29 protein-coding genes are annotated in these 24,432 nt (G+C 47.5%); 11 read left to right on the top strand and 18 right to left on the bottom strand.

Annotated features, from left to right (window positions below; translation table 11 throughout):
• Window positions 1-177: 177 nt before the first annotated feature.
• Window positions 178-999, bottom strand: coding sequence for an alpha/beta fold hydrolase (locus AC5JR3_RS18885; protein WP_495848106.1), 822 nt, complete (start codon window positions 997-999; stop codon window positions 178-180).
• 66 nt (window positions 1,000-1,065) lie between these two features.
• A complete protein-coding gene (locus tag AC5JR3_RS18880) occupies window positions 1,066-1,521 on the bottom strand; it encodes an NUDIX domain-containing protein (RefSeq protein WP_495848105.1) in 456 nt (151 codons plus the stop codon).
• Window positions 1,522-1,698: 177 nt separating this feature from the next.
• Between AC5JR3_RS18880 and AC5JR3_RS18875 the strand changes: the two genes are divergently transcribed.
• A complete protein-coding gene (locus AC5JR3_RS18875) occupies window positions 1,699-2,946 on the top strand; it encodes an RNA-guided endonuclease InsQ/TnpB family protein (protein WP_495848104.1) in 1,248 nt (415 codons plus the stop codon).
• 234 nt (window positions 2,947-3,180) lie between these two features.
• The gene (locus AC5JR3_RS18870) at window positions 3,181-3,366 is read left to right on the top strand and encodes a hypothetical protein (RefSeq protein WP_495848103.1); all 186 of its coding nucleotides are present in this window, start codon (window positions 3,181-3,183) and stop codon (window positions 3,364-3,366) included.
• 207 nt (window positions 3,367-3,573) lie between these two features.
• Here the strand turns inward: AC5JR3_RS18870 and AC5JR3_RS18865 are convergent, their stop codons facing one another.
• Window positions 3,574-4,638 carry a glycosyltransferase family 4 protein gene (locus AC5JR3_RS18865; RefSeq protein ID WP_495848102.1) on the bottom strand — a complete coding sequence of 355 codons (1,065 nt, stop codon included), beginning with the start codon at window positions 4,636-4,638 and terminating at the stop codon, window positions 3,574-3,576.
• Window positions 4,639-4,668: 30 nt separating this feature from the next.
• On the opposite strand from AC5JR3_RS18865, the gene AC5JR3_RS18860 reads away from it, so the two are divergent.
• The gene (locus AC5JR3_RS18860; RefSeq protein WP_495848101.1) at window positions 4,669-4,824 is read left to right on the top strand and encodes a hypothetical protein; all 156 of its coding nucleotides are present in this window, start codon (window positions 4,669-4,671) and stop codon (window positions 4,822-4,824) included.
• Between the two features lie 442 nt (window positions 4,825-5,266).
• Window positions 5,267-5,722, top strand: coding sequence for a PPC domain-containing protein (locus AC5JR3_RS18855; protein ID WP_495848100.1), 456 nt, complete (start codon window positions 5,267-5,269; stop codon window positions 5,720-5,722).
• Here AC5JR3_RS18855 and cobS read toward each other — a convergent pair.
• Window positions 5,716-6,510 carry an adenosylcobinamide-GDP ribazoletransferase gene (gene cobS, locus AC5JR3_RS18850; protein WP_495848099.1) on the bottom strand — a complete coding sequence of 265 codons (795 nt, stop codon included), beginning with the start codon at window positions 6,508-6,510 and terminating at the stop codon, window positions 5,716-5,718. The genes AC5JR3_RS18855 and cobS overlap by 7 nt on opposite strands.
• Window positions 6,511-6,823: 313 nt before the next feature.
• On the opposite strand from cobS, the gene AC5JR3_RS18845 reads away from it, so the two are divergent.
• The 3 genes from AC5JR3_RS18845 (at window position 6,824) to AC5JR3_RS18835 (ending at window position 8,681) form a co-directional block, all read left to right on the top strand.
• Complete coding sequence (locus tag AC5JR3_RS18845) at window positions 6,824-7,276, top strand: hypothetical protein (RefSeq protein WP_495848098.1); 453 nt, start codon at window positions 6,824-6,826, stop codon at window positions 7,274-7,276.
• Window positions 7,277-7,361: 85 nt separating this feature from the next.
• Window positions 7,362-8,483 (top strand): tRNA guanosine(34) transglycosylase Tgt, encoded by a 1,122-nt coding sequence (gene tgt, locus AC5JR3_RS18840; RefSeq protein WP_495848108.1) that lies wholly within the window; start codon window positions 7,362-7,364, stop codon window positions 8,481-8,483.
• Window positions 8,484-8,543: 60 nt separating this feature from the next.
• Window positions 8,544-8,681: a photosystem II reaction center protein K gene (locus AC5JR3_RS18835; RefSeq protein WP_036531950.1), complete on the top strand. Its 138-nt coding sequence runs from the start codon at window positions 8,544-8,546 to the stop codon at window positions 8,679-8,681.
• A 304-nt stretch (window positions 8,682-8,985) separates the two neighbouring features.
• On the opposite strand, the gene AC5JR3_RS18830 is transcribed toward AC5JR3_RS18835, so the two are convergent.
• A complete protein-coding gene (locus AC5JR3_RS18830) occupies window positions 8,986-9,543 on the bottom strand; it encodes a glutathione S-transferase family protein (RefSeq protein ID WP_495848097.1) in 558 nt (185 codons plus the stop codon).
• 13 nt (window positions 9,544-9,556) lie between these two features.
• Window positions 9,557-10,021, bottom strand: coding sequence for a hypothetical protein (locus tag AC5JR3_RS18825; protein WP_495848096.1), 465 nt, complete (start codon window positions 10,019-10,021; stop codon window positions 9,557-9,559).
• 554 nt (window positions 10,022-10,575) lie between these two features.
• Between AC5JR3_RS18825 and AC5JR3_RS18820 the strand changes: the two genes are divergently transcribed.
• Window positions 10,576-11,202 carry a tetratricopeptide repeat protein gene (locus tag AC5JR3_RS18820; RefSeq protein ID WP_495848095.1) on the top strand — a complete coding sequence of 209 codons (627 nt, stop codon included), beginning with the start codon at window positions 10,576-10,578 and terminating at the stop codon, window positions 11,200-11,202.
• Between the two features lie 62 nt (window positions 11,203-11,264).
• Here the strand turns inward: AC5JR3_RS18820 and AC5JR3_RS18815 are convergent, their stop codons facing one another.
• Window positions 11,265-11,660 (bottom strand): slr1601 family putative cell division protein, encoded by a 396-nt coding sequence (locus AC5JR3_RS18815; RefSeq protein ID WP_495848094.1) that lies wholly within the window; start codon window positions 11,658-11,660, stop codon window positions 11,265-11,267.
• 246 nt (window positions 11,661-11,906) lie between these two features.
• Window positions 11,907-12,002 carry a photosystem I reaction center subunit XII gene (psaM, locus tag AC5JR3_RS18810; RefSeq protein ID WP_495848093.1) on the bottom strand — a complete coding sequence of 32 codons (96 nt, stop codon included), beginning with the start codon at window positions 12,000-12,002 and terminating at the stop codon, window positions 11,907-11,909.
• Window positions 12,003-12,268: 266 nt separating this feature from the next.
• Here psaM and AC5JR3_RS18805 point away from each other — a divergent pair, with 266 nt between their 5' ends.
• On the top strand, window positions 12,269-13,057 hold the full coding sequence (locus tag AC5JR3_RS18805; RefSeq protein WP_495848092.1) for a TerC family protein: 789 nt from the start codon (window positions 12,269-12,271) through the stop codon (window positions 13,055-13,057).
• Window positions 13,058-13,128: 71 nt separating this feature from the next.
• On the opposite strand, the gene ndk is transcribed toward AC5JR3_RS18805, so the two are convergent.
• The 8 genes from ndk to AC5JR3_RS18765 all read right to left on the bottom strand — a co-directional run bounded on the left by ndk (window position 13,129) and on the right by AC5JR3_RS18765 (window position 20,179).
• The gene (gene ndk, locus AC5JR3_RS18800) at window positions 13,129-13,578 is read right to left on the bottom strand and encodes a nucleoside-diphosphate kinase (RefSeq protein ID WP_495848091.1); all 450 of its coding nucleotides are present in this window, start codon (window positions 13,576-13,578) and stop codon (window positions 13,129-13,131) included.
• 225 nt (window positions 13,579-13,803) lie between these two features.
• A complete protein-coding gene (locus AC5JR3_RS18795; protein ID WP_495848090.1) occupies window positions 13,804-14,907 on the bottom strand; it encodes a D-alanine--D-alanine ligase family protein in 1,104 nt (367 codons plus the stop codon).
• A gap of 35 nt (window positions 14,908-14,942) precedes the next feature.
• Window positions 14,943-15,575 (bottom strand): DUF8692 domain-containing protein, encoded by a 633-nt coding sequence (locus AC5JR3_RS18790; RefSeq protein ID WP_495848089.1) that lies wholly within the window; start codon window positions 15,573-15,575, stop codon window positions 14,943-14,945.
• A 146-nt stretch (window positions 15,576-15,721) separates the two neighbouring features.
• Window positions 15,722-15,865 (bottom strand): hypothetical protein, encoded by a 144-nt coding sequence (locus tag AC5JR3_RS18785; protein WP_495848088.1) that lies wholly within the window; start codon window positions 15,863-15,865, stop codon window positions 15,722-15,724.
• A 327-nt stretch (window positions 15,866-16,192) separates the two neighbouring features.
• A complete protein-coding gene (locus AC5JR3_RS18780) occupies window positions 16,193-16,645 on the bottom strand; it encodes an MgtC/SapB family protein (protein WP_495848087.1) in 453 nt (150 codons plus the stop codon).
• Between the two features lie 103 nt (window positions 16,646-16,748).
• On the bottom strand, window positions 16,749-17,786 hold the full coding sequence (locus AC5JR3_RS18775; RefSeq protein WP_495848086.1) for a hypothetical protein: 1,038 nt from the start codon (window positions 17,784-17,786) through the stop codon (window positions 16,749-16,751).
• 125 nt (window positions 17,787-17,911) lie between these two features.
• The gene (locus AC5JR3_RS18770; RefSeq protein ID WP_495848085.1) at window positions 17,912-18,739 is read right to left on the bottom strand and encodes a type 1 glutamine amidotransferase; all 828 of its coding nucleotides are present in this window, start codon (window positions 18,737-18,739) and stop codon (window positions 17,912-17,914) included.
• Between the two features lie 90 nt (window positions 18,740-18,829).
• Window positions 18,830-20,179: a MurT ligase domain-containing protein gene (locus AC5JR3_RS18765; protein WP_495848084.1), complete on the bottom strand. Its 1,350-nt coding sequence runs from the start codon at window positions 20,177-20,179 to the stop codon at window positions 18,830-18,832.
• A gap of 394 nt (window positions 20,180-20,573) precedes the next feature.
• Here AC5JR3_RS18765 and AC5JR3_RS18760 point away from each other — a divergent pair, with 394 nt between their 5' ends.
• Both AC5JR3_RS18760 and AC5JR3_RS18755 read left to right on the top strand, forming a co-directional pair.
• A complete protein-coding gene (locus tag AC5JR3_RS18760; protein WP_495848083.1) occupies window positions 20,574-21,785 on the top strand; it encodes an RNA-guided endonuclease InsQ/TnpB family protein in 1,212 nt (403 codons plus the stop codon).
• A gap of 191 nt (window positions 21,786-21,976) precedes the next feature.
• Complete coding sequence (locus AC5JR3_RS18755; RefSeq protein WP_495848107.1) at window positions 21,977-22,501, top strand: thylakoid membrane photosystem I accumulation factor; 525 nt, start codon at window positions 21,977-21,979, stop codon at window positions 22,499-22,501.
• Between the two features lie 377 nt (window positions 22,502-22,878).
• On the opposite strand, the gene AC5JR3_RS18750 is transcribed toward AC5JR3_RS18755, so the two are convergent.
• Entirely contained in the window at window positions 22,879-23,811 is a 933-nt protein-coding gene (locus AC5JR3_RS18750; RefSeq protein WP_495848082.1) for an Hpt domain-containing protein, read from the bottom strand.
• 152 nt (window positions 23,812-23,963) lie between these two features.
• On the bottom strand, window positions 23,964-24,164 hold the full coding sequence (locus AC5JR3_RS18745) for a hypothetical protein (protein ID WP_495848081.1): 201 nt from the start codon (window positions 24,162-24,164) through the stop codon (window positions 23,964-23,966).
• Window positions 24,165-24,432: the final 268 nt, after the last annotated feature.

Below are 24,432 nucleotides of genomic sequence, written 5' to 3'. Positions count from 1 at the left end.
GTGACTTTCTTCAACTCCGCTTGATTGTAAAAAACCTACACCTGTGAGGCAGGGGAGCGGGGGTGCAGGGGAGCGGGGGTGCAGGGGAGAGAAAAATTGACGACGATTAGCCATTACTCCAATCGCCTATTTCATACTTCATACTTCACCCTTCATACTTCATACTTTCTCCCCGACTCAGGACTCAGGACTCAAAAACACCCGTGTCTCTTCAATAAAATTGTGAATATGTGTAGCAACAAGTTTAGGTTGTGCTGCGGGTAAATCATTGCCAATTTGGGGAATTGTCAGCAACCGAGCATCAGGAGTTAGTTCGCCGTAGGTTTGACTTTGGGCGATCGCGAAGGCTGTATCCTGCTCACCTTGCAAAATTAATGTCGGGATTTTCAAGGTTTGGAGGTGTTCGGTACACAATTCAGCCGTAATTTCTGCTGGTCGTCGTTTAAACAGCAACTGGGAAGCAATGGGCGATGGCTGTCGTTGCTGGCGTCTGGAGAGCGCTCGTTGAATGGGTTTGTGTAGTCTAAAAAGTTTGGCAAGGGGATAAAGCGATCGCAACAGCCAATAAGTCAGAGATTTTCGCCCTCCCAGCTTGGGTCTTTTGTGCCCTTCTACCTGCACGCCTTCTGGTGACAGCAAAATCAACCCCCGCACCTGCTCGGCATATTTCAGGGCGTAGCTAGCAGCAATCCAGCCACCTAAAGAGTGACCGACTAAATATATAGAGTCTAACTGCAACGCCTCTAGGTACTCAGCCAGACACTCAACTTCTAACTCAATCGAGTAGTGGGTATTCGCTTGCTCTGATTCCCCAAATCCCAGCAAGTCCGGAGCAAAGCAGTGATAATTTTGATTCAACTGCTCAATGACGGGTAGCCACTGGCTGCTCTCACTCCAGGAACCATGCAGAAATACAATAACGGCACCTTGACCGATTTCACGCCAGAAAATTTGTCCTTGAGACAGTTTGATGCGGGAATTGCGTAAGGGGAGATCCATCCAGATTTTAAGAAGATTTGAGCAAGATTAAAGAATGAAAGCTGGAAATTGCGATCGCTTCTGAGTTTAAGCCAGCGTCGTTGAACCACTAAAGTAGTCGTTCAGTTGTCGGTCGTGATCGTGACAAAGGTTGCCTAAGGGTAAGCGATCGCGTTCAAATGCCTGCACCTCAAGAACCTCTAACGTATCTTGGGGTTTCATGGTTCCCTCCACATCTGCTTCTACTAAAACAGAAATGGAATGAATTCTCGGATCGCGGTCAGGAGCAGAATACACGCCCACTAAACGTCTAATTTTGAGCAACTGGAGTCCCGTCTCTTCCTCCAATTCCCGCTGCGCCGATGTCGCTAGGTCTTCACCCCAGTTGACAATACCACCAGGCAAACCCCACTGACCGGTATCGCGCCGCCGAATCATCACAATTCGACCATCTGGTAACAAGGGAATAATGGTAGTGCCGGTAATCGGATGGCGGAAGATTATTCCCAACACTGTCTGTACAAATTGCCACGAACGACGCATGGATAAAGGAGATACGGTTTCACTAAGTGTATACTTATCGACTGATATCATCTTCTTCCCCAGTGGAGACTCCCGCCTATAACCCCGAGGGGGTTTAGCGGGAGAGGAAACGGGGGGCAGGCTCTCTGTTTACACATAAGTTTCGCGGTAAGATACTTTTATAGCGAAAGTAGACCGATGTACTTAACTCAAAAGTGCCAAATTCGAGACTTGAGCAAGCAAGAGTTTTTGGCGTTGAGAGAACTGTGCCACTTGAGTAAAAACCTCTATAATGTAGGGCTTTACTCGGTTCGTCAGTTCTTTTTCGCAGAATCCCGATACTTGCGTTACGAGTCGAACTACCATCACTGCAAGAGTAACGAGAACTACAGGCATCTTAATACCGATATTGCACAGCAAACGCTGAAGGTAGTGGATCGTTCTTTCCGTTCTTTCTTTAACTTGATTAAAACAGCAAAGCATGGGTTGTATCGTTTTGAGCAAATCCGGTTGCCTGGATATTTGCCCAAAGACAGTTATTTCCCTTTGATAATGCCACGAATCAAGGTCAAGGACGGTTTCTTTGAAATTCCCATGTCTAACGAGTTTAGGAAAGAGTTTGGTTCTGTGCGAATCCCGTTTCCTTCTCGATTGGTGGGGAAGAAATTGAAACAGGTTCGTATTCTGCCTAGATACAAAGCGCGATTCTTTGAAGTCGAATATATTGTTGAGGCAGAACCAGAACCACAACCTGTAGATCCGAAGAATCAACTTGCAATTGACTTGGGACTTGACAACCTTGCTAGTTGTGTTAGCACTACTGGGGCATCCTTTATTATGGATGGCAAACCACTTAAATCTTTTAACCAGTGGTTCAACAAGGAAAACGCACGGTTGCAAAGTATCAAAGACTTGCAGGGAATTAAGGGAACTACAGAACGTCAAGCTAGGCTTACAATTAACCGCAACAATCGCCTTCGGGACTACCTCAACAAAACCGCTCGATATATTATTGATTGGTGTGTTAAGCATAAAGTCGGAACCTTGATTGTCGGTGTTAATCCTGGGATGAAGCAAGAGATTAACATTGGCAGCAGAAACAATCAAAACTTTGTCCAAATTCCGCATTGGAGCTTGAGAAATAAACTCAAGGCTTTGTGCCAAAGGTATGGCTTGACTTATCTCGAACAAGAAGAGTCTTACACGAGTAAGGCAAGTTTTTTGGACGGAGATGGTATTCCTACCTACAACCCTGACAACCCGCAAGACTATAAATTTTCTGGGAAACGGATTAAACGGGGTTTGTATCGTAGTCGTAGTGGACATTTGGTTTCGGCTGATGCGAATGGCGCTGCTAATATTGGGAGAAAATGTAGCCTCGATGGGTTTAACCTGGAGAGAGTAGTGGCTGTTTTGGCGCAGCCTTTAAGAGTTAAAATCTCTTAAGAATCCCCCGCTAGAACCCCAAGGGTTTAGCGGCGGGAGTCGTCAAAGACGCTCCAGATATTTATTCGTAACACCAGGGGTGGGAAATATATCTGGAGTTTGGCTACTTAACTCAGACATCTTTTTGCAGGTTGCTTAAGCGTAGACTAGTAACACTGCTAAGATAGACAAGCCGAGCTGACCTAATTTATGAATTAGGTTTGTGAGGCATCATTGTTATTTCATGAGGTCAACATGGCAAAGCGCCGCAATCTAAAGAAGGAAAAGGCGCAACGGAATCAAGCCTACGCTCGTAAATTTCGCAAACGCAAAAATACGGGGCGCTTCTCTAGAAATCGGCGGTTTAGATCGCCGAAAGATGAAAATGAGGACGAGGAAGATGGCCAGTCCAAAGATAGCCAGCAGCAGTCATCAAATTGATGAAGGCTAGCGAAATCTCAGGTGGCTTAAAGTCAGTCCAGAGGCGGACGCTGATTCTCTTTAATCAGGCGAATATTGGATTATCCCCAGCGTAAGGATTGAGTGTGTTGTGTGCGGCATCTGGCAAACTTGATGCCCAGCTATTGGGTATCTATCAGCATAGTTGATAGATACCCGCTTTTTTTTGAGTTAAAAATCCTTAGGGAGTCAGAATAGAGTTTGCAGGTGTCCGTTTCCAGATACCAACTCTTCTATCACTTTTTGGTAAGCCGCTTCGTAGCCGTCTACCATCCGAGTAATGCTAAAGTTTTGCACCACATGATCCCGACAGGCTTGGCGATCGAGTTCCACAGCCGCCGGAATCGCAGCAATCATTTCCTCAAGGGTATGGCAGACAAAACCCGTTTTGCCACCCGCGAGCACCTCTGGTACTGAACCCAAACCCATGCCCAGAACGGGCGTTCCGGTACACATTGACTCGATCATCACCAGCCCAAAGGGTTCTTGCCAGGTAATCGGGAATAGCGTTACCGAGGCATTTCCTAAAAGCTCGGCTTTCTCTGTGTGCGTTAACTCGCCCAAATACTGGATTTGCTTTCCATCGATGTGGGGAGCAATTTCCTGCTCAAAGAATTCCCGATCGACGGGATCAATCTTACCTGCCATTTTTAACCGCCAACCTGTTTGTTTGGCGATCGCGATCGCGTGCATTGGCCCCTTTTCTGGCGATATCCGCCCTAAAAATGCCAAGTACGGTAAACCTTGAGGTTGCGCCTGGAACGGGTAATCTTGGGGTTCAATACCGTTGTAGACCGTACTGACATAGTTCAGGCGCGGCTCTAGCTGGCGTTGAGCGTTGCTAATGCTGATGTAAGACTGGTTCTTGTACTGGATAAAAAGCTTGCGGTTATCCGGTGTAAAGTTACCGTGCAACGTGTGAATGATTGGGGTCTTCAGTAGCTGAGTACAAGGAAGGGCAGCAAAACCCATATGAAAATGAATCACATCAAATTCTGCAGCTTGTTCGCAAACCCGGCTAAGTTCCAGCATCTCGTAAACCGCAGGTTCTTTGATCGCAGGATCAAGGCGTAGTGCACGGGGAGACACTGGTTCCAGCTTGGCTAAGGTTTGCGAGTCACCCGATGCAAATAAAGTCACTTCGTGACCGCGACGGACTAATTCATCAGTTAGATGCCCAACAACAAGTTCAATTCCGCCATAACCCGGTGGAGGTACCCGTTCCCATAACGGCGAAACCTGAGCAATTTTCATAAAACCTTTCCCTCTTAGCGTTTGAATGCAATGGAGACGGTCAAATTACCTGCAAAACAGGTGGAGATATTGTTTTGTCAGCAGCTTGATGAATTAGGTAACGCCTTGCTGCTCGTCCTGCTGGAGCAGGCTTTAGAGCTGAAAAATCAAAGATATGAAGTTGAATTTGCTAAATACGCCGTATAACCTACGACCAGTTTGTGATCTTGTCGTCACCATTTATTTAACAAATATTTAATAAATTTTCCTAAAAATTGCGAGTCGGGTTTTCCGTACCAAGAATGTAACTCCTATCGCTTCGAGTTCCTTACCGCTCGTTAGGATTCCAAAAGGGAGCAGGGGTGCAGGGGTGCAGGGGTGCAGGGGTGCAGGGGAGCAGGGGTGCAGGGGTGCAGGGGTGCAGGGGTGCAGGGGTGCAGGGGTGCAGGGGTGCAGAGGAGCAGAGGAGCAGGGGAGAGAAAAATTGACGATAACTAGCCATTACACCAATCGCCTAATAATTTCATCCTTCACCCTTCATACTTCATCCTTTCTTCCCTACTCAGGACTCAGGACTCAGAACTCACAGCCTCTACACAGCTTATAATTGAGCGGTTCTTGCTTTGCTTAGATAGATAACGAGTTTTATATGACTAACGCTTTTGCCGCTCGGTTTAGCTATGCTTTGTTCGTTCCTGCAACTGTGTTGCTGCTAGGCTTAACGACGGCAACAGCAAGAGCGCAGAATCGCCTGTACAACCCAATTCCGGTTCCTCAGGGCAATGAAATTTCCGATACTTTGTCGGAAAACGATATTCCCACAGGTGAGGGAGGATTTTCTCGCGACTATATCACTAACCTAGAGGCAGGTGACCAAGTCGCCATTGATTTGGTGTCAGAACAGTTTGATAGCATCGTTAAGCTAATCGCAGCAGATGGTTCTACCGTGGCAGAAAATGACGATGGGCCAGATGGAACAACCAATTCCCTGCTGTTTTCCCGGATTACTGAATCTGGGCAGTACATCATTCGGGTGCGAGCTTTTGGGGAAACAGGGGGCGGCAAATTTACTTTAAAGGTGACGCGCCTGAAGCCAGTTCAGTGAGTTGAAAGGCTAGTCAGCAGGCAAAGTAATAGGGCTTCTGTCCATTCGACGATCGCTCCGTAGGTATCGCCAGTATGACCGCCTAAGCATCGGTGAAACCAGGCACCTGTTAAAAGGGCGATCGCACTTCCTCCCAAAGCTGTCAAGGCAAACAGGTGAGTGTCAATACCCAGTAGTAACCCGACTCCACCGCCGCCAAGTAACAGGAATAGCCCTAACAAGATGTCTTGAGGCGTCTTGATACCTTGCTTATGAAAGGCTCCTTTGCCTGTGGGTTTGAGGTAAGGATAACAGGCGATCGCCACAACCTGCCCCCAGCGTCCCCATCCGGCGGCTGCCATGATTACAAAAATACGGGAATTCCCCAGGTCAGTCAGGGCTGTCGTTTTGAGGAGGAGAATGGCAACCCCTGCCATTGCCCCAAAAGCCCCCGTGGCGCTATCTGTCATCACTGCCAAACGCCGCTTGGGGTCTTGCACCGCCAAACCATCGGCTGTATCCATCGCACCATCTAGGTGCAACCCTCCTGTAATCGCCACCCAGCTCATGACAACCACAGCCGAACGAGTTAAGATAGGTATATCGAATTGATATAAAACACGGTCTACAAGCCCTAGCAAGGCTCCAATGAGTAAGCCCACTAGAGGAGCTAAACGAGCAATTCGTTGAAACTCCAGCGCCCAGCTTTCCGGTACGGGTAAACAGGTATAAAAGGCTACTGCACTCCACCAAGAGTACCAAGCCTTCTGTCCCCACTGCGTAATCTGTCGGTAGGTAAACAACTTCATGGAGACCAGCCCGTGGAAATTCTGTGAATAGTTCTAGCCTCCGCTAAAGAAACTTGGGCTAGTATTGTCTCATGCCCTACTGTTATAACTAGCAGCAAGTTACTTGTATCCCACGGGAAGTCCGACAAGTACTTGTTTAGTAAGGTTGTGCATTGATCGGAATAAGAGGTGCTTGATAGTTCGCTCTTAATTCTGACCGTCGCATCAGCTAACATGCGATCGCAAGGCTTTAGCGTGTAGGGTCAGACCCTACTGTTCTATTTGCCCGTTGCATGGCAATATAAGCCCCAATTTGCATCCATAGGCTTTACCCATGAGTCATCACCAACCTCCCCACCATCTCCCATCTCCCTGTATCATCGACACGGGTATCATTGTTAACAAACAAGACATAGGACACCTGTTGTCCGATCTAGGTCGCGTTCGCTACATCCACTCCATTGAAGGCAAGCTACATAGTGAGGGAGAAGGGTGCGTCATGGAAGTATTTACCGACGTGCAGCGGTCTACCATCATTGCTAACCATGCGCTTTATCTCAATATCCTGAGCTTTGATTACCTCCATCTCGCCCAGTCTCCTGAACAAGAAACCTACTTCGATTTAATTCAAGACAATCGCCAACTGCGGCTCATTCCCTTGTCCAATCCTCTGCAAGAGCAAGTTACTCATCGATTGAATGCGGATGCTCTCGAAGCCATGGTGACGCAGGTATTAAGCGCTAAATGGGATGTGCAAATTGACGACGATAGTGACTGCGGTTTCTAGAGCTAGTCAAAGCAGAGAGTGTGTGAGCTAGGATGATAGGTTGGAGCAATTAGCTCTGTTTCTGGCGTATTAGGAGCAATCAACAATCGACTTTTCTTTTCAGTGTCAGGCGTCTTGTAGCCAGACAGCAGCACGGGCTGGTGTCTTTGTGACGCCCCATGGTCTTGTAGAAACCCCAAGGTTTATGCCAGTGGGGACATTGGCAACGGTCAAAACCCTTACACCAGAACACTTGGCGGCAGCTGGTGCACAGATGGTGTTGGCAAATACCTACCACCTACACCTGCAACCCGGAGAAAGCATTGTCCAGGGAGCTGGGGGATTACACCAGTTTATGGGCTGGCAAGGCCCGATGCTTACGGATTCCGGTGGCTTCCAGGTATTTAGTTTGAGTCAGCTGCGAACAATTAGTGAAGAGGGTGTGATTTTTCGCTCTCCCAGAGATGGGCGGATGATCAATTTGACACCAGAACGCTCAATTGAGATTCAAAACGCCTTGGGTGCCGATGTAATTATGGCGTTTGATGAGTGTCCTCCCTATCCAGCAGAGCGTGCCGCAGTGGAGGCAGCTACCGAACGAACCTACCGCTGGCTAAAGCGCTGTGTAGAAGCTCATAGACGCCCCAAAGAGCAAGCGTTGTTTGGAATTGTTCAGGGGGGTGTTTATCTCGATTTGCGACAAGCTGCGGCAAAGTCGTTGGTGGAGTTAGATTTGCCGGGATATGCGATTGGGGGTGTCAGTGTCGGAGAACCACCAGAATTGATCCACGAGATAGTGCGGGCAACTGCGCCCCATCTACCCTTAAATAAACCCCGTTACTTGATGGGCGTGGGAACTTACCGGGAAATGGTACAGGCGATCGCGGCGGGTGTAGATTTGTTTGACTGCGTGATTCCCACTCGCTTAGGGCGTCATGGAGCGGCGTTGGTACAGGGCGAACGCTGGAATTTGAAAAATGCCCGCTTTCGGGAAGATTTTACCTCCCTAGATGAGAGTTGCCCTTGCTATACCTGTCAAACCTTCAGTCGGGCGTACTTGAGCCATTTGATCCGAGCGCGGGAATCTTTGGGGTACACCTTACTCTCGCTGCATAACGTCACAGAACTGATAGGCTTTACACAAAAAATCCGAGCAGCAATTTTGAGCGATCGCTTTACCACAGAATTTGCCCAGTGGCTGGATGTTTCCGTTCCTAGCTCCTCGTAAGAGAAGTTATGTTAAAATCTCTCAGATAGTGAAAATTGTGTTGGAAAAATTTATTGAGATATGGAAGCTGCACTGCTACTCGCGAAACTGCCGGAAGCTTACGCTATCTTTGATCCCTTAGTAGACGTCCTCCCGGTCATCCCTGTGTTCTTCTTACTATTGGCATTCGTTTGGCAAGCGGCTGTGGGGTTCCGCTAAATTTAAGTCTTCAGAAGATAAAGATTGCACCAGGCACCTATGGGTGCCTTTTTTATTGCCACAGAGTCAAGCTGAATAAGCTGATGGGGTGATGAGGAGTATCGGTAGCAGAGGTGAAGGATGAAGTATGAAGGATGAAGGATGAAGGGTGAAGGGTGAAGGATGAAGGGTGAAGGATGAAGTATGAAGGGTGAAGGATGAAATAGGCGATTGGAGTAATGGCTAATCGTCATCGATTTTTCTCTCCCTCGCACCCCTGCACCCCTGCACCTCTGCACCCCTGCACCCCTGCACCCCTGCACCCCTAATCCCGCCCTGCCATCGCCTTTTTAAAGGCTGGTCGTTCTGAAAGCCGCTTGATGTAGTCCACAATAGCTGGATACTCACTCAAGTCAAGCTTCAGCAGCATTGGGATGTATGCCAGCATTGAGCCGACTGCCACATCGACAACGCTTAGTTGTTCTCCCATCAGAAACGGTTGCTGTGACAAAACCTCATTCAGTGGGGTCATCAACTTGGGAATTTCCCGCTCCCGACTCGCTTCTACAAACACCCCTGGGCCAAGCGTGGCATTAGCAAAGAGAACCCACTGCGTCATTTTTGAACGCTGCTCAAGGCTGTCCGGCATCTGACCCTGTTTTTCTGCCAGGTAAAGCAGAATTGCCCCTGACTCCCAAAGTTGAAAATCTCCATCCACAATTGCTGGCACCTTTCCCATCGGATTAATCGCCAGAAACTCTGGCTGCCGATGTTCGCCTGTCTGCATATCCAGCAAAATGAATTCGTAGGGAATACCTAGTTCTTCTAAATACCACTGAACAATTGACGCCCGACTTCTTGCTCCACCGTAAAGCTTTAACATACCGAATCCCAGGTTACAGAACTTTGTGAGTGTGAGAGTGCTGCTTGATGTTGTCTTCTGTCGTGATCAGACGAACGCTATTCAAAACCCGCTTCCGCTCTGTAGAGTAGTTAAAGTCCTTACGGCTTGTACCTAAGGGGATATGGGCTTGAGCTTCTAGACGGCTCTTGTAGGTGCGAGCGGCAGAGAAGGCACGAAGGGCAAATTCATCACAAAATTGTGTATCTTCACCAAATTCAGGCAACTTTTGAGGAGTTTCATCAACTAGCACTTCGCTGAGTGTCGTTGCACTAGCTAGCTGATAAGAAGTAGGAATTCCTTTCAAAATTGCTTCTAAGGCAGCAGACGGAATAGGTTCGATGACTTTGACTTGATGCACTTCGCCATCTTCTTTGATAAAGCAGGTTGCTAAACCAATAACTAAGTAGCTGTCTGCCGAGACATCAGGCGCATTCGCAAATGTTGGTGCAGTTGTCATAAAGAAATTTCCCTTAACAATTGAAAACAAGTCAATTAATAGGCTCGCTTGCATTCTATCAGCATCTATTCAGGTCAGGTAAGAGCAACTCAGTGATTGCAACACAAGGAAGTAAGGGCTTATGGCTGATCGTCGGTGTCTATAGATTAGTTTCCTGCTTCATCTTTGCTCCTTCACGTCCCTATCTCTAATCGCTAATCTCCAATCCCCCCTGTTTTTATCATTAGACAGAGGAAAGATAGCTGGCTCTGCTGTACCTATAGGCAGAGAATATCTCTCCGGCTTACCTATAGCACTTTGATGGTATTCAAACCTAAAAGAGCCAGGTTTGAGTAATTTATGGAAAGCGTTTATTTGGTGTTGTAGTTACTAGCAGATTGTCGGAATTTTGGGAGCGGTTCCTGGGTAACGAGACGCCTCAATAACTGACACAAACAACGATCAAGGAATAGAAGTAAGCCGATAAGCTAGTTATAGATAGAAAGGTCACAGGTAAAGATATGGATGCTCGTACTTATACAAACTGGCATGACCAAAACAGAACGTGGGTACCTATGTCCCGCAAAGTTACATCGTTAGCAGCAGCCAGTCAGAAAGGTTCTGAAAAGCACCTGCGCTCGACTGCACGCCATAAAGCCCAACAAGGGGATTATAAGAGCGCGATCGCGTTACTTACTCAACTGGTGGAGCGCAATCCTAGCGCCGCTAACTACAACAATCGAGGACTGATTTACTTCCAAAGCGGTCAACAGGCTCTTGCCCTAGAGGACTACAATCAAGCCTTACAAATTGACCCCAACTTTGACAGCACCTATAATAATCGCGCCAACTGCTACATCTCTCAAGGGTGTATTGCTGAAGCTCTTGCTGATTATGAGGTCGCGCTGAATCTCAATCCTGGTAATGTACGTAGCTGGATTAATCAAGCTATTACTTTTCGCGAGATGGGGCTTTACGATTTAGCACTGGAAAACTTAGATTTAGCATTGCTCTTGGGTGGCTTAGAATGCCATGTCTATGCAGAACGGGGTCGCACTTATCATTTACGGGGCGATTGGAACTGCGCGATCGCTGACTATCAACGCGCCTACGATCAATTGCCCGAAACGACTGCGGGTATAGGTTTGCGTCAAAAAATAAGCAATTGGATGAACCAACTCCTCAGCCCAGCGACGGCGTGAACTCAGGATTGGGGATTGGTATATTAAAATCCTGGCAATCAGCTCTGAATTCGGGACAAGGACTAACGACTATCTCTAATATCCTGGTCTTGCCAAACGACCTGACGTTGTGTAGGGTCTCGGCGATAGCTTTGCTCTTGCATCACGCTTTTGGCTTGCTGAGGGTCAAAGTAGCGGCTGAAGTTGGTACGCAAGTCGGTGACGCGCTTTTCGGTTTGCCTAGCTTCCGCTCTGACTTCTCGTAATTTGGATTGCTGAGATAGGTGATAAGGCAAGAGTTGGGCAAGAGCCGCGATCGCTGCGGCTGAAATCACACCATTGGCAACTAACTTGAGTAGCATTTCACATCCCATTGCCCGGTAAGGGTGACGTTGCTGTTGACGCCTAGCCGATTGAGAAACCCGGCGACGAGGGGCTATAGGTTGCTGAGGCGGTGGGGAGGGTTGAAATGCGTTCATGGTGCTCACAGTACTGCACGGTTAGCTAGCGCGGCTCGCTCGCTTTTAAAGCCCTGTCTAAACAAACAAAATACACACCGGATTTGTTACTGCTTTGTCTTCTGTTCGCATTGAGATACAAGGTACAAAGCACCAATTCCAGCAGCCGCAAGTCGATGTTATCAGATAATTTACAGCTCTTTACCGCAATTACCGGAACTTTTGACTGGCAACGGCTGAAATTAGCGCTTTCGAGGCAACTATACCTTACTTGGATAGCTCCGTTGCCAGCCGAACGGCGAGTACACCAGGAATGAGGGCGACTACCAAGGCGACAAAAATTTGGGTATCTGATAGAGACATTATTAGTATTCCTCTTGATTTGATTACAGCAGTAATTACCACTTAATTTGCGCTATTAATGACCCTTTACAAAATATTTTGTTACAAGATGCAATATTAATCGCTGGCAAGGCAGCATTCCCTATGGGCATTGTTGCCTTTGGGGTGATTTTTGACAGAATTCCTTGACGAGAGGTTAAGCTTGGTAAAGGAAGGCATTATTTTGCCCAGTTTGTGAACGTGCGCCTGTTTATTTGGTGCAAATTGCAATTTTTTTATCCGCATTAATGTTTGATCTTGACCCCATCCTCCATTCGCCCTTCGATATTGGCATTGAAGCCCCAGTCATTCTGCTGATCTTGGTAGTGATGGAGGCCGTGTTATCAGCAGATAACGCGATCGCTTTAGCCGCGATCGCCGCCGGATTAGAAGATGAAAAATTGCAGCGTCGCGCCCTCAATTTTGGGTTAGTTGCCGCTTACGTTTTACGAATTACCTTAATTTTGACGGCAACCTGGATAGTTCAATTCTGGCAGTTTGAGCTGCTCGGAGCTTTATATCTGCTCTGGTTGGTCTTTCAGTACTTCACCTCTGATGACAGCGATGATGACAAACATCATGGGCCCCGGTTTGAGAACCTTTGGCAGGCAATCCCTTTAATTGCTGTTACCGATTTAGCCTTCTCTCTAGATAGCGTCACCACCGCGATCGCCATTTCAGATCAAACCTGGCTGGTGATTGCCGGGGGAACAATTGGCGTAATTACCCTGCGCTTCATGGCAGGCTTGTTTATCCGCTGGCTCAAAGAGTATAGCCATCTGGAAGATGCAGGATACCTCACTGTGGCATTTGTCGGCTTCCGGCTTCTGATTAGAGCCTTGAAGCCAGAACTCGTACCACCTGAATGGTTAATGATTAGTGCGATCGCGTTGGTCTTAGTCTGGGGATTTTCCAAACGCAACACCGTTGAGCCAGCGGAAGCCGCCGCCATGGAAGCTAAACTTGACCCGACAGTGGAAAAATCCGATCTAGCCGCCGAGGTTCAATCCGCAGAAGAAGTCAGCGAGACTCGATAAGAATTCGGGACTAAGCCACAGGAGAAAGGAAAGGGAAAATGTTTTTGCTTTTCCCTTTTAGTCTTTAACCTTTATTCATACAGCCAAGGTGTTATGGTCGGCTGCCAGTTCACCAGTTCTTCTTCCTTGAACCAGAGGCTAATTTCTCGTTGGGCAGTTTCAGTCGCATCGGAACCGTGGATTAGGTTGCGACCAATACTGATGCCGTAGTCACCGCGAATTGTCCCCAGTTCAGCAGTGAGCGGGTTGGTAGCACCAATAATTTTTCTGGCAGCGGCAACAACCCCGTCACCTTCCCAGACAGTGGCAACCACAGGTGCAGAAGTGATGAACTCAACTAAACCTGCAAAAAAGGGTCTTTCTTTATGCACGTCATAGTGATGTTCTGCAAGTTCCCGTGGTACATTCATCAGCTTTAGTCCTACCAAGGTAAAGCCTTTTGCCTCCAGACGCCGAATCACTTCGCCCACAAGGTTGCGCTGTACGCCATCGGGCTTGACCATGACAAATGTCCGTTCCAAGTTACTCTCCCAAAAATTTACAAACAGATACAAAACCCAGAGTAGACTAGAACGTTCCTCTCAGGCACAGGTAATTTGGTTGAAGTATGAAGGGTGAAGTGTGAAGTATGAAGTATGAAGTAGGTTATCAGTTTTCCTCATCGCCTCATCGCCTCATCTCCCCTGCTCCCCTGCTCCCCTGCTCCCCTGCTCCCCCTTCATCCTTCATCCTTTACACTTCACACTTCACTGATGGCGTTCTAGGGCTAACTCAATTAGTCGATCTACTAATTCTGGAAAAGGTACACCTGTTGCTGCCCAAAGCCGGGGATACATACTGGTAGCCGTGAATCCAGGGAACGTATTAATTTCATTGATTAAGATTTCCCCAGTGCTTTCAACGTAGAAGAAATCTACCCGCGCCAATCCGGCGGCATCCACTGCCTGGAATGCCTGAATCGCCATTTGCTGAATTTTTGAGGTGACATCCGTTGGCAGGGGCGCAGGAATGATTAAATCGGCTTGTCCCTGGGTATATTTCGTTTCGTAGTCATAAAAGTCACTCTCAAACGTAATTTGTCCGACTACAGAAGCTTTGGGGTGGTCATTCCCCAAGACGGCACATTCAACTTCCCGTGAAACAACGCCAGCTTCGACAATTATGCGTCGGTCGTAGCTGGCGGCATTATCTAGTGCGGCTTCTAATTCACTGCGCTGGAGCACTTTGGCAATGCCGACAGAGGAACCCAAGTTAGCAGGTTTGACAAAGCAGGGGTATCCCAAGGCTGTCTCTATCTGGTCGCAGAGTTGGGGAAACTCACAGGGACTCGACCAAACTTGAGAACGGTTGACGGCGACATACTTCACCTGGGGTAGTCCAGCTTGGGCAAACGCCATTTTCATGGCAATCTTGTCCATTCCCAAAGCAGAACCCAAGACGCCTGAACCCACAAAGGGAACCTGCATGAGTTTGAGGAGTCCCTGAATCGTGCCATCTTCCCCGTTGGGCCCGTGCAGGATGGGGAACCAAACATCAATTTCGGCAACTTGAGAGGGAAACTGCCAACGGCTGAGAGCTTGGGAATTGAGGTTCTGCGGACTGGCAATTGAGGATTGATCCGGTGTTGTCTCTGCCTCTAATAAAGGCGTTGTTCCCTGTTGCAAAACTTGTTGAGGTACTTCCCCCGCGAGCCAATGCCCGTCTTTTTGAATATAAAAGGGCAGCAATTCGTACTTATTGACATTTTGGGCTGTTGTTAGGGCATTAGCGATCGCCCGTGCAGAACTAATTGATACTTCGTGTTCTCCAGAACAGCCACCGAATAGCAACCCTACCCGCAACTTTGCCATGACTCACTCCTCTGGCTTATACCGCAGATAGCGTATCACACCCGGCTCGATAGACTCTTTACTTTCTCTGGAGTTGGTAGCAATGTCTCTCTATCACCAATCCGAATTCGCACTTCTTGGATTTGAACACTCATGTAAGACAAGAGGGCGTAAATGAAGAGAATCACCCCCGCAAATTCTAAAGCTTCTTCAGCCGTCGTCAGAGCCATCCAGATCATCCGGCTCCAACTAGTGTGATTAGTCACGTAGTACCCAGCCGCTAATTCCATCCCAATTGCACCACTCACAAAAAGACTGGCAGCCGTCAAGAATAATCGTCGGGTTTTTCTAGGCAAATGAGTAAGAAATTTGAGATAAGCCAAGGCCACGATGAAAACCAATATAGCTCCTGGGATTACCCACGCATAATGAAATATGCCACTGGCATTAATCTTGGAACCTAACAGTTTTCCCATTTTTTCGTGCAAACTGAGCCACTCATCGGCAGACAAGAATAGGAATATTGTTGCCAATGCTCCCCAGTGGAAGAAATAACGGTCTTGATTGATTTTTTTAATTAACGCAATTGTTGCCAGTAGGATAGAGCAGAACAGTAAGGCAGCAGTTGAGTAGAAAGATGGGATGTTTTTTTCCCCATCAAGGTTAAATAGCTGAAAGTAAGAGTCCAACCAGGAGAACTCAAGTTTCCAAAGATATTTGGAAAGCTGCCCAATTACGCTAGCAAGGATCAGCCCTAGCCCTACAAAGCTTAGAAAGCGAACGATTCGTCTTGGAGAGCAGGAGATGATGGAATCCACGGTGATTGATTACTTTTCTAAATTGAGTTAAGAGCAGGAACTGCCGCCAGAAAACTGCTGATGGCAACTTTTTCTGAACGTTTGGCGATGCCCAATTGGTCAGGACGATGCAACCTCACATAGGGGGAGAGGTGCAGTTTTTTATCCTTCACGTTGGTCAAAGAACTGAGGCTAAAATTTTTTAAAAGCCTGAATTTTGCTCATTTCGGACACACTCGAAACAAGTTTTAATTTTTTATTAACTTCAATTTAAACTGAATTTAACTAATTTCCGTAAATAGGCGTAGCTTTTTTCGTAAAGTTTATGTGAAGTTTATGTATTCTTTTTTGAAGGAAGTGTAAAGCGCAAAGAGCAGCTTCTGTAGAACGGAACTTGCTACTGACGCTAAATCAGTGCCTATCAGCTGATGAGGAGCGCTAATTGGCTGCAATAAAAAACAAGGGCTTGAGGCGATCGCCCCAAGCCCTTAGTCAAAGTTCCTCAGCAACTAAGGCTCTAGTTTTTTAAAGACTCTCAGTACAACTAGAGTTAGCGCAGCACTAATTAAGCTCAGTTGCCATAATCCACAGCCCGCAGCCACGCCTAAGGCGGAGGAAATCCAAATAGCAGCGGCAGAAGTGAGCCCGCGAATCCGAATTCCTCCAGACTCAGGCTGAGATTCCCGTAAAATTTCTCCCGCCCCCAGAAAACCAATCCCAGCAGTGACACCTTGAATTACTCGCGGGAGGGCATCAGCGCTATCGTCAGCCACACCAATCAGAATGGGGATAAGCACAAAGAGAGCAGAACCAAAGCTCACAAGCATATGGGTTCTTAACCCAGCAGGTTTTGCTTTAATTTCCCGTTCTGCGCCGATAATTGCTCCAACTAGTAACGCCATTATCAGCCGGAAACCAATTCCTAACCAATCATCTGGGGCAAGTAAATAAACTTCTGGCAATCTCTTGAAGAAAGAAAAAACAGTCGAATGGTCAACATTATCTACTTGTTTGCTTTTATCAATCAGTCTTTAGAAAGATTTCACTCAAGCAGGAGTTGTTGTGCTAGCTATCGGTGTCAGTTTTTTCCTTCTCTAGGTCTATCGGCATAAACTCTTTAGTATCCGGGGAGTATTCCCAAGCAATGCCTTCTGGATCTCGACTCTGGCTCCACTCTGCAAAGTCGGGGTCAGATTTGCGTTTCCCAACAGTGCTGGAATGAACGTCGAGCCGTTTAGCCAGTTCTGCTTGGATCAGCAACTCAGAATTGTCCGAGTTTTTTTCAGAGCTATCTGTCCAGAAGTCTTCTTCTTCCTCGCTCTTGGCGGGGGTTTTATTTTCCTCTTCTTCTGGTTCCTCCTCGGTTTCTAATGGGGCGGCGGAGGCTTCTGGTTCCTCCTTGGTTTCTAATGCGGTGGCGGAGGCTTCGGGTTCCTCCTCGGTTTCTAATGCGGTGGCGGAGGCTTCTGGTTCCTCCTTGGTTTCTAATGCGGTGGCAGAGGCTTCTAGTTCCTCCTCAGTTTCTAATGCGGTGGCAGAGGCTTCTGGTTCCTCCTCACTTGTGGCTTGAGTAGCTGGAGGGATGGGTTCATTAGCCGCGATCGCCTCTAGCTCTTCTGGAGCCTTGGGCGCACTTGGCTCTGAGTCTTCCACGGCAGTCATTAGTTGGGCAGACTCTTGACTCTCGAAATCACTCTCCCATTCCAGCGGCTCACTGTCATCAAAGATGCTACCGAGAGCGCTAGCGGTGAGGAAGTAATAGACTGTGCCTTTGTCTTCAAGCACTCGACGCTGGGCACCAAATTCTTCAGCTTTTTTGTTCAGGTAACGCTGTGCAGAGGGGCCAGAGATGTTTGCCTTGATCGACAAGTCAAGGAAAGTCACACACCCCTGATTCTCTTTGATCAGTTGATTGAAGTAGGGGTTTACTTGTTGGCTCCACTGCTTCCATTGATAGTGTTGCCAAATTCTGAGGGCAAGACCGAGTACGAGCAATGCTAGTACGAAAGGCCATGCCTTGAGGAGGATCACTATTACAAACGCGATGGGGAGTATGAGAACGAGAACACCAGCAGCACCGCTATCTTCTATTTTTCCAGTCATATCCCTGGTTGCGAATTTACGTTGTGGCAAATCATTTTAATGATTGCAAAGATTGCGCTCAATATTTCTGGAGTTGTTAAATTGCCGCGTTCTGAGCTATTGGGTGAGGGAGCTAGGAGGATGAGTTAAGATTTTCCCGACTTTAGAGGTTCTTTCTCCACAGAGGCGATCGCCAGACGTTTAAACATCGCTTTCCGAGCTTGGGCTGCCAGGGCATCCTCTAGGGGGGTAAGGACGACTGGCGTCTGGTATTTTTCCTTGAGAGCCGTTTGGAGCAGCCAGTCGGCAAGAAAGGGATTTTTGGGAAGCAAGGGCCCGTGGGAGTAAGTAGCGATCGCGTTGCGATAAAATGCCCCTTCTGTCCCATCTTCGCCGTTGTTGCCTAGTCCTTGGATTACCCGTCCCAGGGGTTCCACATTTCCGAGATAGGTGCGTCCGCCATGATTTTCAAAACCAATTATAATTGGCGCACTTCCTAGCATCGCTTTTAAGTCGGCGGCTAACCGAGAGGCTGTAATCTCAAATACTACATTGCCAATACAGCGGCGGGCATCAATTCCCGGATGCTTGCTAGAAAAATCAAACAAGCCCAAGCCCTCAATACGTTGCCCTAAGGCAGGTTCGTAGTAGTGACCGAGTAACTGAGGTGCGCCGCAGGTAAAGACGCCTGGTGTCCCCATTTCGATTTTTTCACGAATGGCTTCTGCCTTTGCCCCACGCAAGTCGCGCATGACGATTTCTTGTTGCCTGTCTTGTGCGCCACCGCCGACTAAGACATCGACCTTGTGTAAGTCCGCTACTGTCGCTTGTTGATCTAGGGGGACTACATTGACTTTAAACCCTCGCCACTGGGCGCGTTGCTGTAAGCAGATGACGTTACCGCGATCGCCATAGGTGCTCATCAGCCCTGGATACAGCCAGCCAATTGTTAGTTCGAGTTGTTCGGGATTCATAACACATGGAATAAGTTTTTAACGCACCAGGGGCGCTGAGGCAAGCGCAAAGGAACGCGGAGGATGTTCTTGCTCTGCGTTCCCGGCGTTTTAAAGAATTTTACGTCCAGTCAGTAAGCCGCGCACTTCGAGCATGGCGGAGTAGGTAGGCAAAATGTGGAGGGTTTCCTCTGGGGGGGTGTGTTCTAAGGCGGTGTTGATCGCATCTTGCAAATCTTCTTTGACAATCAGTTTGAAGCCATTATTGGGAGCAATCTGGCTGTAGCGGAGGCGCAGTGCCATATCGTAAACGCGATCGCCACTGACTACAATTGTTCCTCCAGCCGCCACCAACTTTTCAGTATCCACATCCCAAATCCAGGAGACATCTGTACCATCTGGGGTGCGGTCATTGAGAATCATCAACGTTGTGGAGGTTTCGCCAGCCCGCTGGAGTTCGCTCACCGCGCGGATGGTTTCGTTCATCCCAACCGGATTTTTGGATAATAAAATTCTTACCTGCTTACCGCCGACTTCTAAGACTTCTGCCCGTCCGAAGGCAGCCCGGAAGTTCTTGATGGCGTCAAAGATGGCTTCTGTACTAATCCCGATTTCGTGGGCAATTAACCCCGCCGCCAGGGTGTTGTATTTGTTGTAAATGCCAATGAGAATTTGCGGCCACTCGCGGCTATTGAGGGTAACTGGGGATTTTTGAAAGCCACAGTTGGGACATTTGTAGTCTCCCAGGTGGGAGAGATAGACACCCTGATAATCGAGAGAATGTCCGCAACTGGGGCAATAAATAGAGTCTACCGCATGGGGAATTTCCTCAAGGTAGCGATCGGGTTCGCTCATCCCGAAAAATAAGACCTTTTGCGGTAATTGTTGACCTAGATGGCAGAGGGTGGGGTCATCGGCATTTAAAACGACAACCGTGTCTGGGGGTAAGGGGGCGATCGCTTGTTTCCACCGCTGGCTAATTGTATCCACTTCGCCATAGCGATCCAATTGATCGCGAAATAAATTTAACCCCAAAATAAACAACGGAGGAAACCCCGGTTCTACCTGTCGCAACACCAAGGGCAGAATATTCTCATCCACCTCCAGAATCGCGTAGTCCGCGTCTAACTGCCCAATCAGGTTAGTATCCTCTAGCAGGGCACTTACCAAGCCGTTGATTAAATTTGCGCCCGTGGCATTGTGAGTTACCTTGTAACCCTGACCTGTCAAAATTGTCCGCAGAAACAGAGAGGTCGTTGTTTTACCATTGGTGCCCACAATCAGAATTACGCCCTTTCTTACCTGCTGACACAATAGCGGCAACAACTGAGGCTGAATGCGACGGGCAATTTGCCCCGGTAACACACTTGCTGCCCCCAGACGCAACACACGCACCAAGGATGTAACCGTTTTTGACACTCCGACTGCCAAACCGACGCGCAGTTTATTTAGCAAGTTCACTCCTCTTTTTTGCGTCTTACCCTACACCGTAGCTTGCTTCCCCCGAAGGGAGTGCCGCTACATCGAATGCATTTATTGCAGTTCGTTCATCCTTCACCTCACATCTAGCGTTACCTCCTTAACCCCCTGTTCCTGGAGGGCACCGGGTAGGGTAACAATGCCTGATGCAAGATTCATCGGCGGAAATTATATCCTAATAAAGCAGTTTGGAGTTTGAGTTTATCAGTAGTCTTTATTAAACGGCGTAAAACCCACGTCTTTTAAGCGTGGGATATAAGGCGGGTCAGCGTAGGTACGGAGCTGACCAATAAATCTGGCAACGAAGTCATAAAACTTCATCAGCGCTCTTATGTAGAAGTGCCAATATAAGATTTGTGGTGGTTAGGTCGAACCCATGATTGTGTACGAGTTCAAGGTTAAGGGAAAAGAAGCTCAATATCGCGCTATAGAGGAGGCGATTCGCACTAGCCAATTCATCCAGAACAAATGCTTGCGTTACTGGATGGAGAACAAGGATTTGCGCCAATATGACCTCAATAAATATTGCGCCGTACTTGCAGCAGAATTCCCTTGGGCTAACGAACTCAACTCCATGGCTCGACAGTCGGCGGCTGAACGAACTTGGAGCGCTATTGCTCGGTTTTTTAACAACTGTAAGAAAAAGGTTAAGGGTAAGAAAGGTTTCCCGAAATTTAAAAAGAACTGCCGTTCGGTTGAGTATAAAACCAGCGGGTGGAAGCTTTCGTCTAAACGAAAAGCCATCACTTTTAGGGATGGGAAAAACATAGGAACCCTTAAACTCAAAGGAACCTATGACCTTAACTTTTATGACATCAAACAGATTAAGCGAGTTCGATTAGTCCGCAGGGCTGATGGATATTACGCTCAATTTGCCATTGATGTGAAGGTGACAATTGAGTCCAATCTAACCGGGAAAATGGTAGGACTGGATTTAGGCCTGAAGTTCTTTATTGCTGATAACGAAGGCTCTTGCATACCTTGCCCTCAGTTCTACAGAAAGTCAGAGCGTCAGCTCAATCGAGCGAACCGAAACAAATCCCAGAAGTTCGTCAAGGGTGCTAAACCGCAGTCCAAAAACTACCACAAAGCAAGAAACCGATATGCTCGGAAGCATTTAGGAGTAAGTAGGCAACGAAAAGAGTATTGCAAGCGAGTAGCATACTCCGTCATCCAATCTAACGATTTGGTCGCCTATGAAGACTTAAATGTGAAAGGGCTGGTCAAGAATCGGCATCTTGCTAAATCTATCAGCGATGCTGGATGGTCAACATTTCGCCAATGGCTGGAATACTTTGGCTTTAAATATGGGAAGGTTACTATTGCCGTACCTCCCCACAATACGAGCCAAAATTGCTCTAGCTGTGGGAAGAAAGTGAAAAAGTCTCTATCCACTAGAACCCATGTTTGTCCACATTGCGGGTTCATTGAAGATCGGGACGTGAATGCTGCCATCAATATCCTGAAATTAGCACTCAGTACGGCGGGGCACGCCGGAACTTACGCTTGGGGAGATTTGCCCTCTTGGGCGATTGGAGCAATCCTGTCGTTTAACGGCGAGTCACTGAACCAAGAATCCCACTGCTAAAGCGAGTGGGAGTGTCAAAGACTGTTTAAAGAAAATACCAGTTCCACAACAGAATTTTCATGGATTTTTCTAGATTACAATTTCCAAGTGTGTCATCCCTTCTGAGTTTCTTTGTCAAGCAAATCATTGGGAAATTTAAAAATCCCTTTTCCCCTATTCCCCCTTGGCGGCGTTTAGTTTCTGGCGGCTTGATGCTGGTGGCACTGGCAAGTTTTTCCCTAATGCTGGGGACACCATCAGCCCTTGCTTCTCTAGAAGATGACCGTTATGACGGCAATGTTTTTGTACTTTATGCTGGCAACGGCTCTTTAGTCCCACCACCTGTCACTTTGGCACAGGCTCTGAAGGAAAAAAAGCCGACTTTATTGGTGTTTTATGTCGATGACAGTAGTGACTGCAAAAAGCATGCTCTGACTGTTTCCCAGCTACAGGCATTTTACGGACGGGCGGCTAGATTCCTGCCTATTGATATCGATGTTATCCCCGTAAAATCTTCCTACGAGCCAACGGAACCCGGCTACTACTACAAAGGTTTAGTGCCTCAAACGGTCTTAATTGATCAAGAAGGTGAAGTAGTTTTTGATCGGCAAGGGTTAGTGGCGTTTGAAAGAGTGGATGATGTTTTTCGGGAAGTCTTTAACTTGTTGCCGCGCTCGGAATCACCGGATTTAAAACGCTATCCCATTAACGAATTTAATAGTGAGTTGTCGAAGTAATTTCTACTAAGGCGACTGCCAATCCTAAAACTACCGAATTGTCAAAGGACAAACGATATTAGTAGGAACACAGGTAAAGCTTGTGTTCCTACCATTAATTAACTTTTGGGAGTTCTACTACCTCTTTCTCCTGCTGAATACTAGCTAGTTATATCCGGAAATGAAGGCAAAAATATTAGCTAACAGAAAGGTGGAAGCGATTTATTGAACGGTAACAATTGGAACTGGCAATCTTAATTTTGGGCTAGACAAATAAAGTTTGCCTGCACACAGCAGGACAAAATTATTATTTTAAAGCCTCGGTTGAGTGAGTTTGGTGCAGTTGCTAGAGTAGCGCGATCGCCTTTACCTAACAGTATTTCCTGACGAAAGCTCAGTTAACGCACCACTTGCACAAGGATCTTGACAAGTTCTAGCAACTGCTTTTTGTTGAAGGCTTTGATCAGAACTTTGGCGGCGGCTTTTGGCTCTAGGGGAATGGTGACTTGTTGGGGAGTCGTGCTGGTGGTAGCAGCAGCAGCCGGGGCGGCGGCGGCGGCTAGCTTCTGCAAAGTAGGGCTAGGGACAATTGCCTTGGCTTTTCCGGCTTGTACCAAATCGCTGGCAGTTTTTAGTTCCTTGATGACTACAGGTGCCAAAGCGTTGAAGGGAACTTTTGAATTAGCGATCGCTTGCTTAGTGGCTTTCACTAACGTTTGCCAGGTATCAATTTTAGCTCCTAGTTGCCCTAGGCGATCGCATAAGCCTAGTAACTGTTTGCGGCTGTTGGGCGTTTCTGCTTGCTTAAACAACTGCAACATGGGCTTGAGGATTACCATTACCTGCGCGGCAAAATTAGCAGGTGGTGCTTGCGTTGCCGCCGGAGCGGCAGATGGTGCCTGACTAGCGGCTTTTACCAAAGAGCCGAGATAATCCTGCAACTGCACAAAATTTGGCTCTGCCGCCTTCATGGTTTCCTCGGCTTCTTCTTCCCGCAAACCAAACGGTCCTTGCAGGCGTTCCACCAAATCCTTCAGGGTATCGTACCCTCCTAGAAAAAACGTCTCCAGTTTGTTATCAACTTTAATTCGATGTTCTTGGAGAACTTTGAAACTGTCTTCCAAACGATGAGCTGTTTTTTGAATGCTACCTAAGCCCAGCATCGCTGCCCCGCCCTTGACGGAATGAGCAGCCCGAAACATCTCATTAATCTTTTCTTGATCTGCTACTACTGTAGGCAAATCCATCAGCCCCTTTTCCAGGGTTACGAGGTGTTCTTTTGCTTCTTCAATGAAGTAGCCTAAAATCTTTTGGTGATTCGCCGAATCCACCGCAGTTCTCCTCTCAGAAAGCTTCTGTTTACGAGCATCCAGTAAAACTCTCTCTTAGATTAACTGAAACATGACGAATGATGTAGACCAGCAAAAACTGTTTACCTAAAATATGGCGAGAATATCCCCGCTATAAAAGCAGGGAATTCGCCTCAATCTACTATCTGCAGTAAGCCATGGCGTATCCCGTAAAAAAGGCGGTCTATCAAGGTGCGCTCTTGTTCCTCTAATGGATCGTAGAGCCAGACACACATCAGCCGATACTGGTCGCCGCGAGTAATTTTACGTGAGAGGAAGATTTCAGCAATGACTTCCTCAATAGTCAGCGAGGATGCAAACCACTGTACAGACATAGTAGATGAGTAATAAGGTGTCTCTACTATGAACTCGGATGTTTTAGAGACTTGTGATCTAGTGCTAACTAGTAAAGTGACAAACATCACCAAAAATCAAAACTTTTAATTCCATAAAAGATGCCGGGTAGGGTGTAACGCAAATCAAATAGTTGCAGTGATTTACCGAAAACTATAGGGTCTAAAGCCCCGTCCTTCACTTCGACCCTTCGACAAGCTCAGGGCAGGCAGCTCAGTGACCACTAGGACGGCTTCATGGTATAATATT

Source organism: Kastovskya adunca, from assembly GCF_059505785.1.
This window is presented reverse-complemented; position numbering and strand designations above follow the sequence as displayed.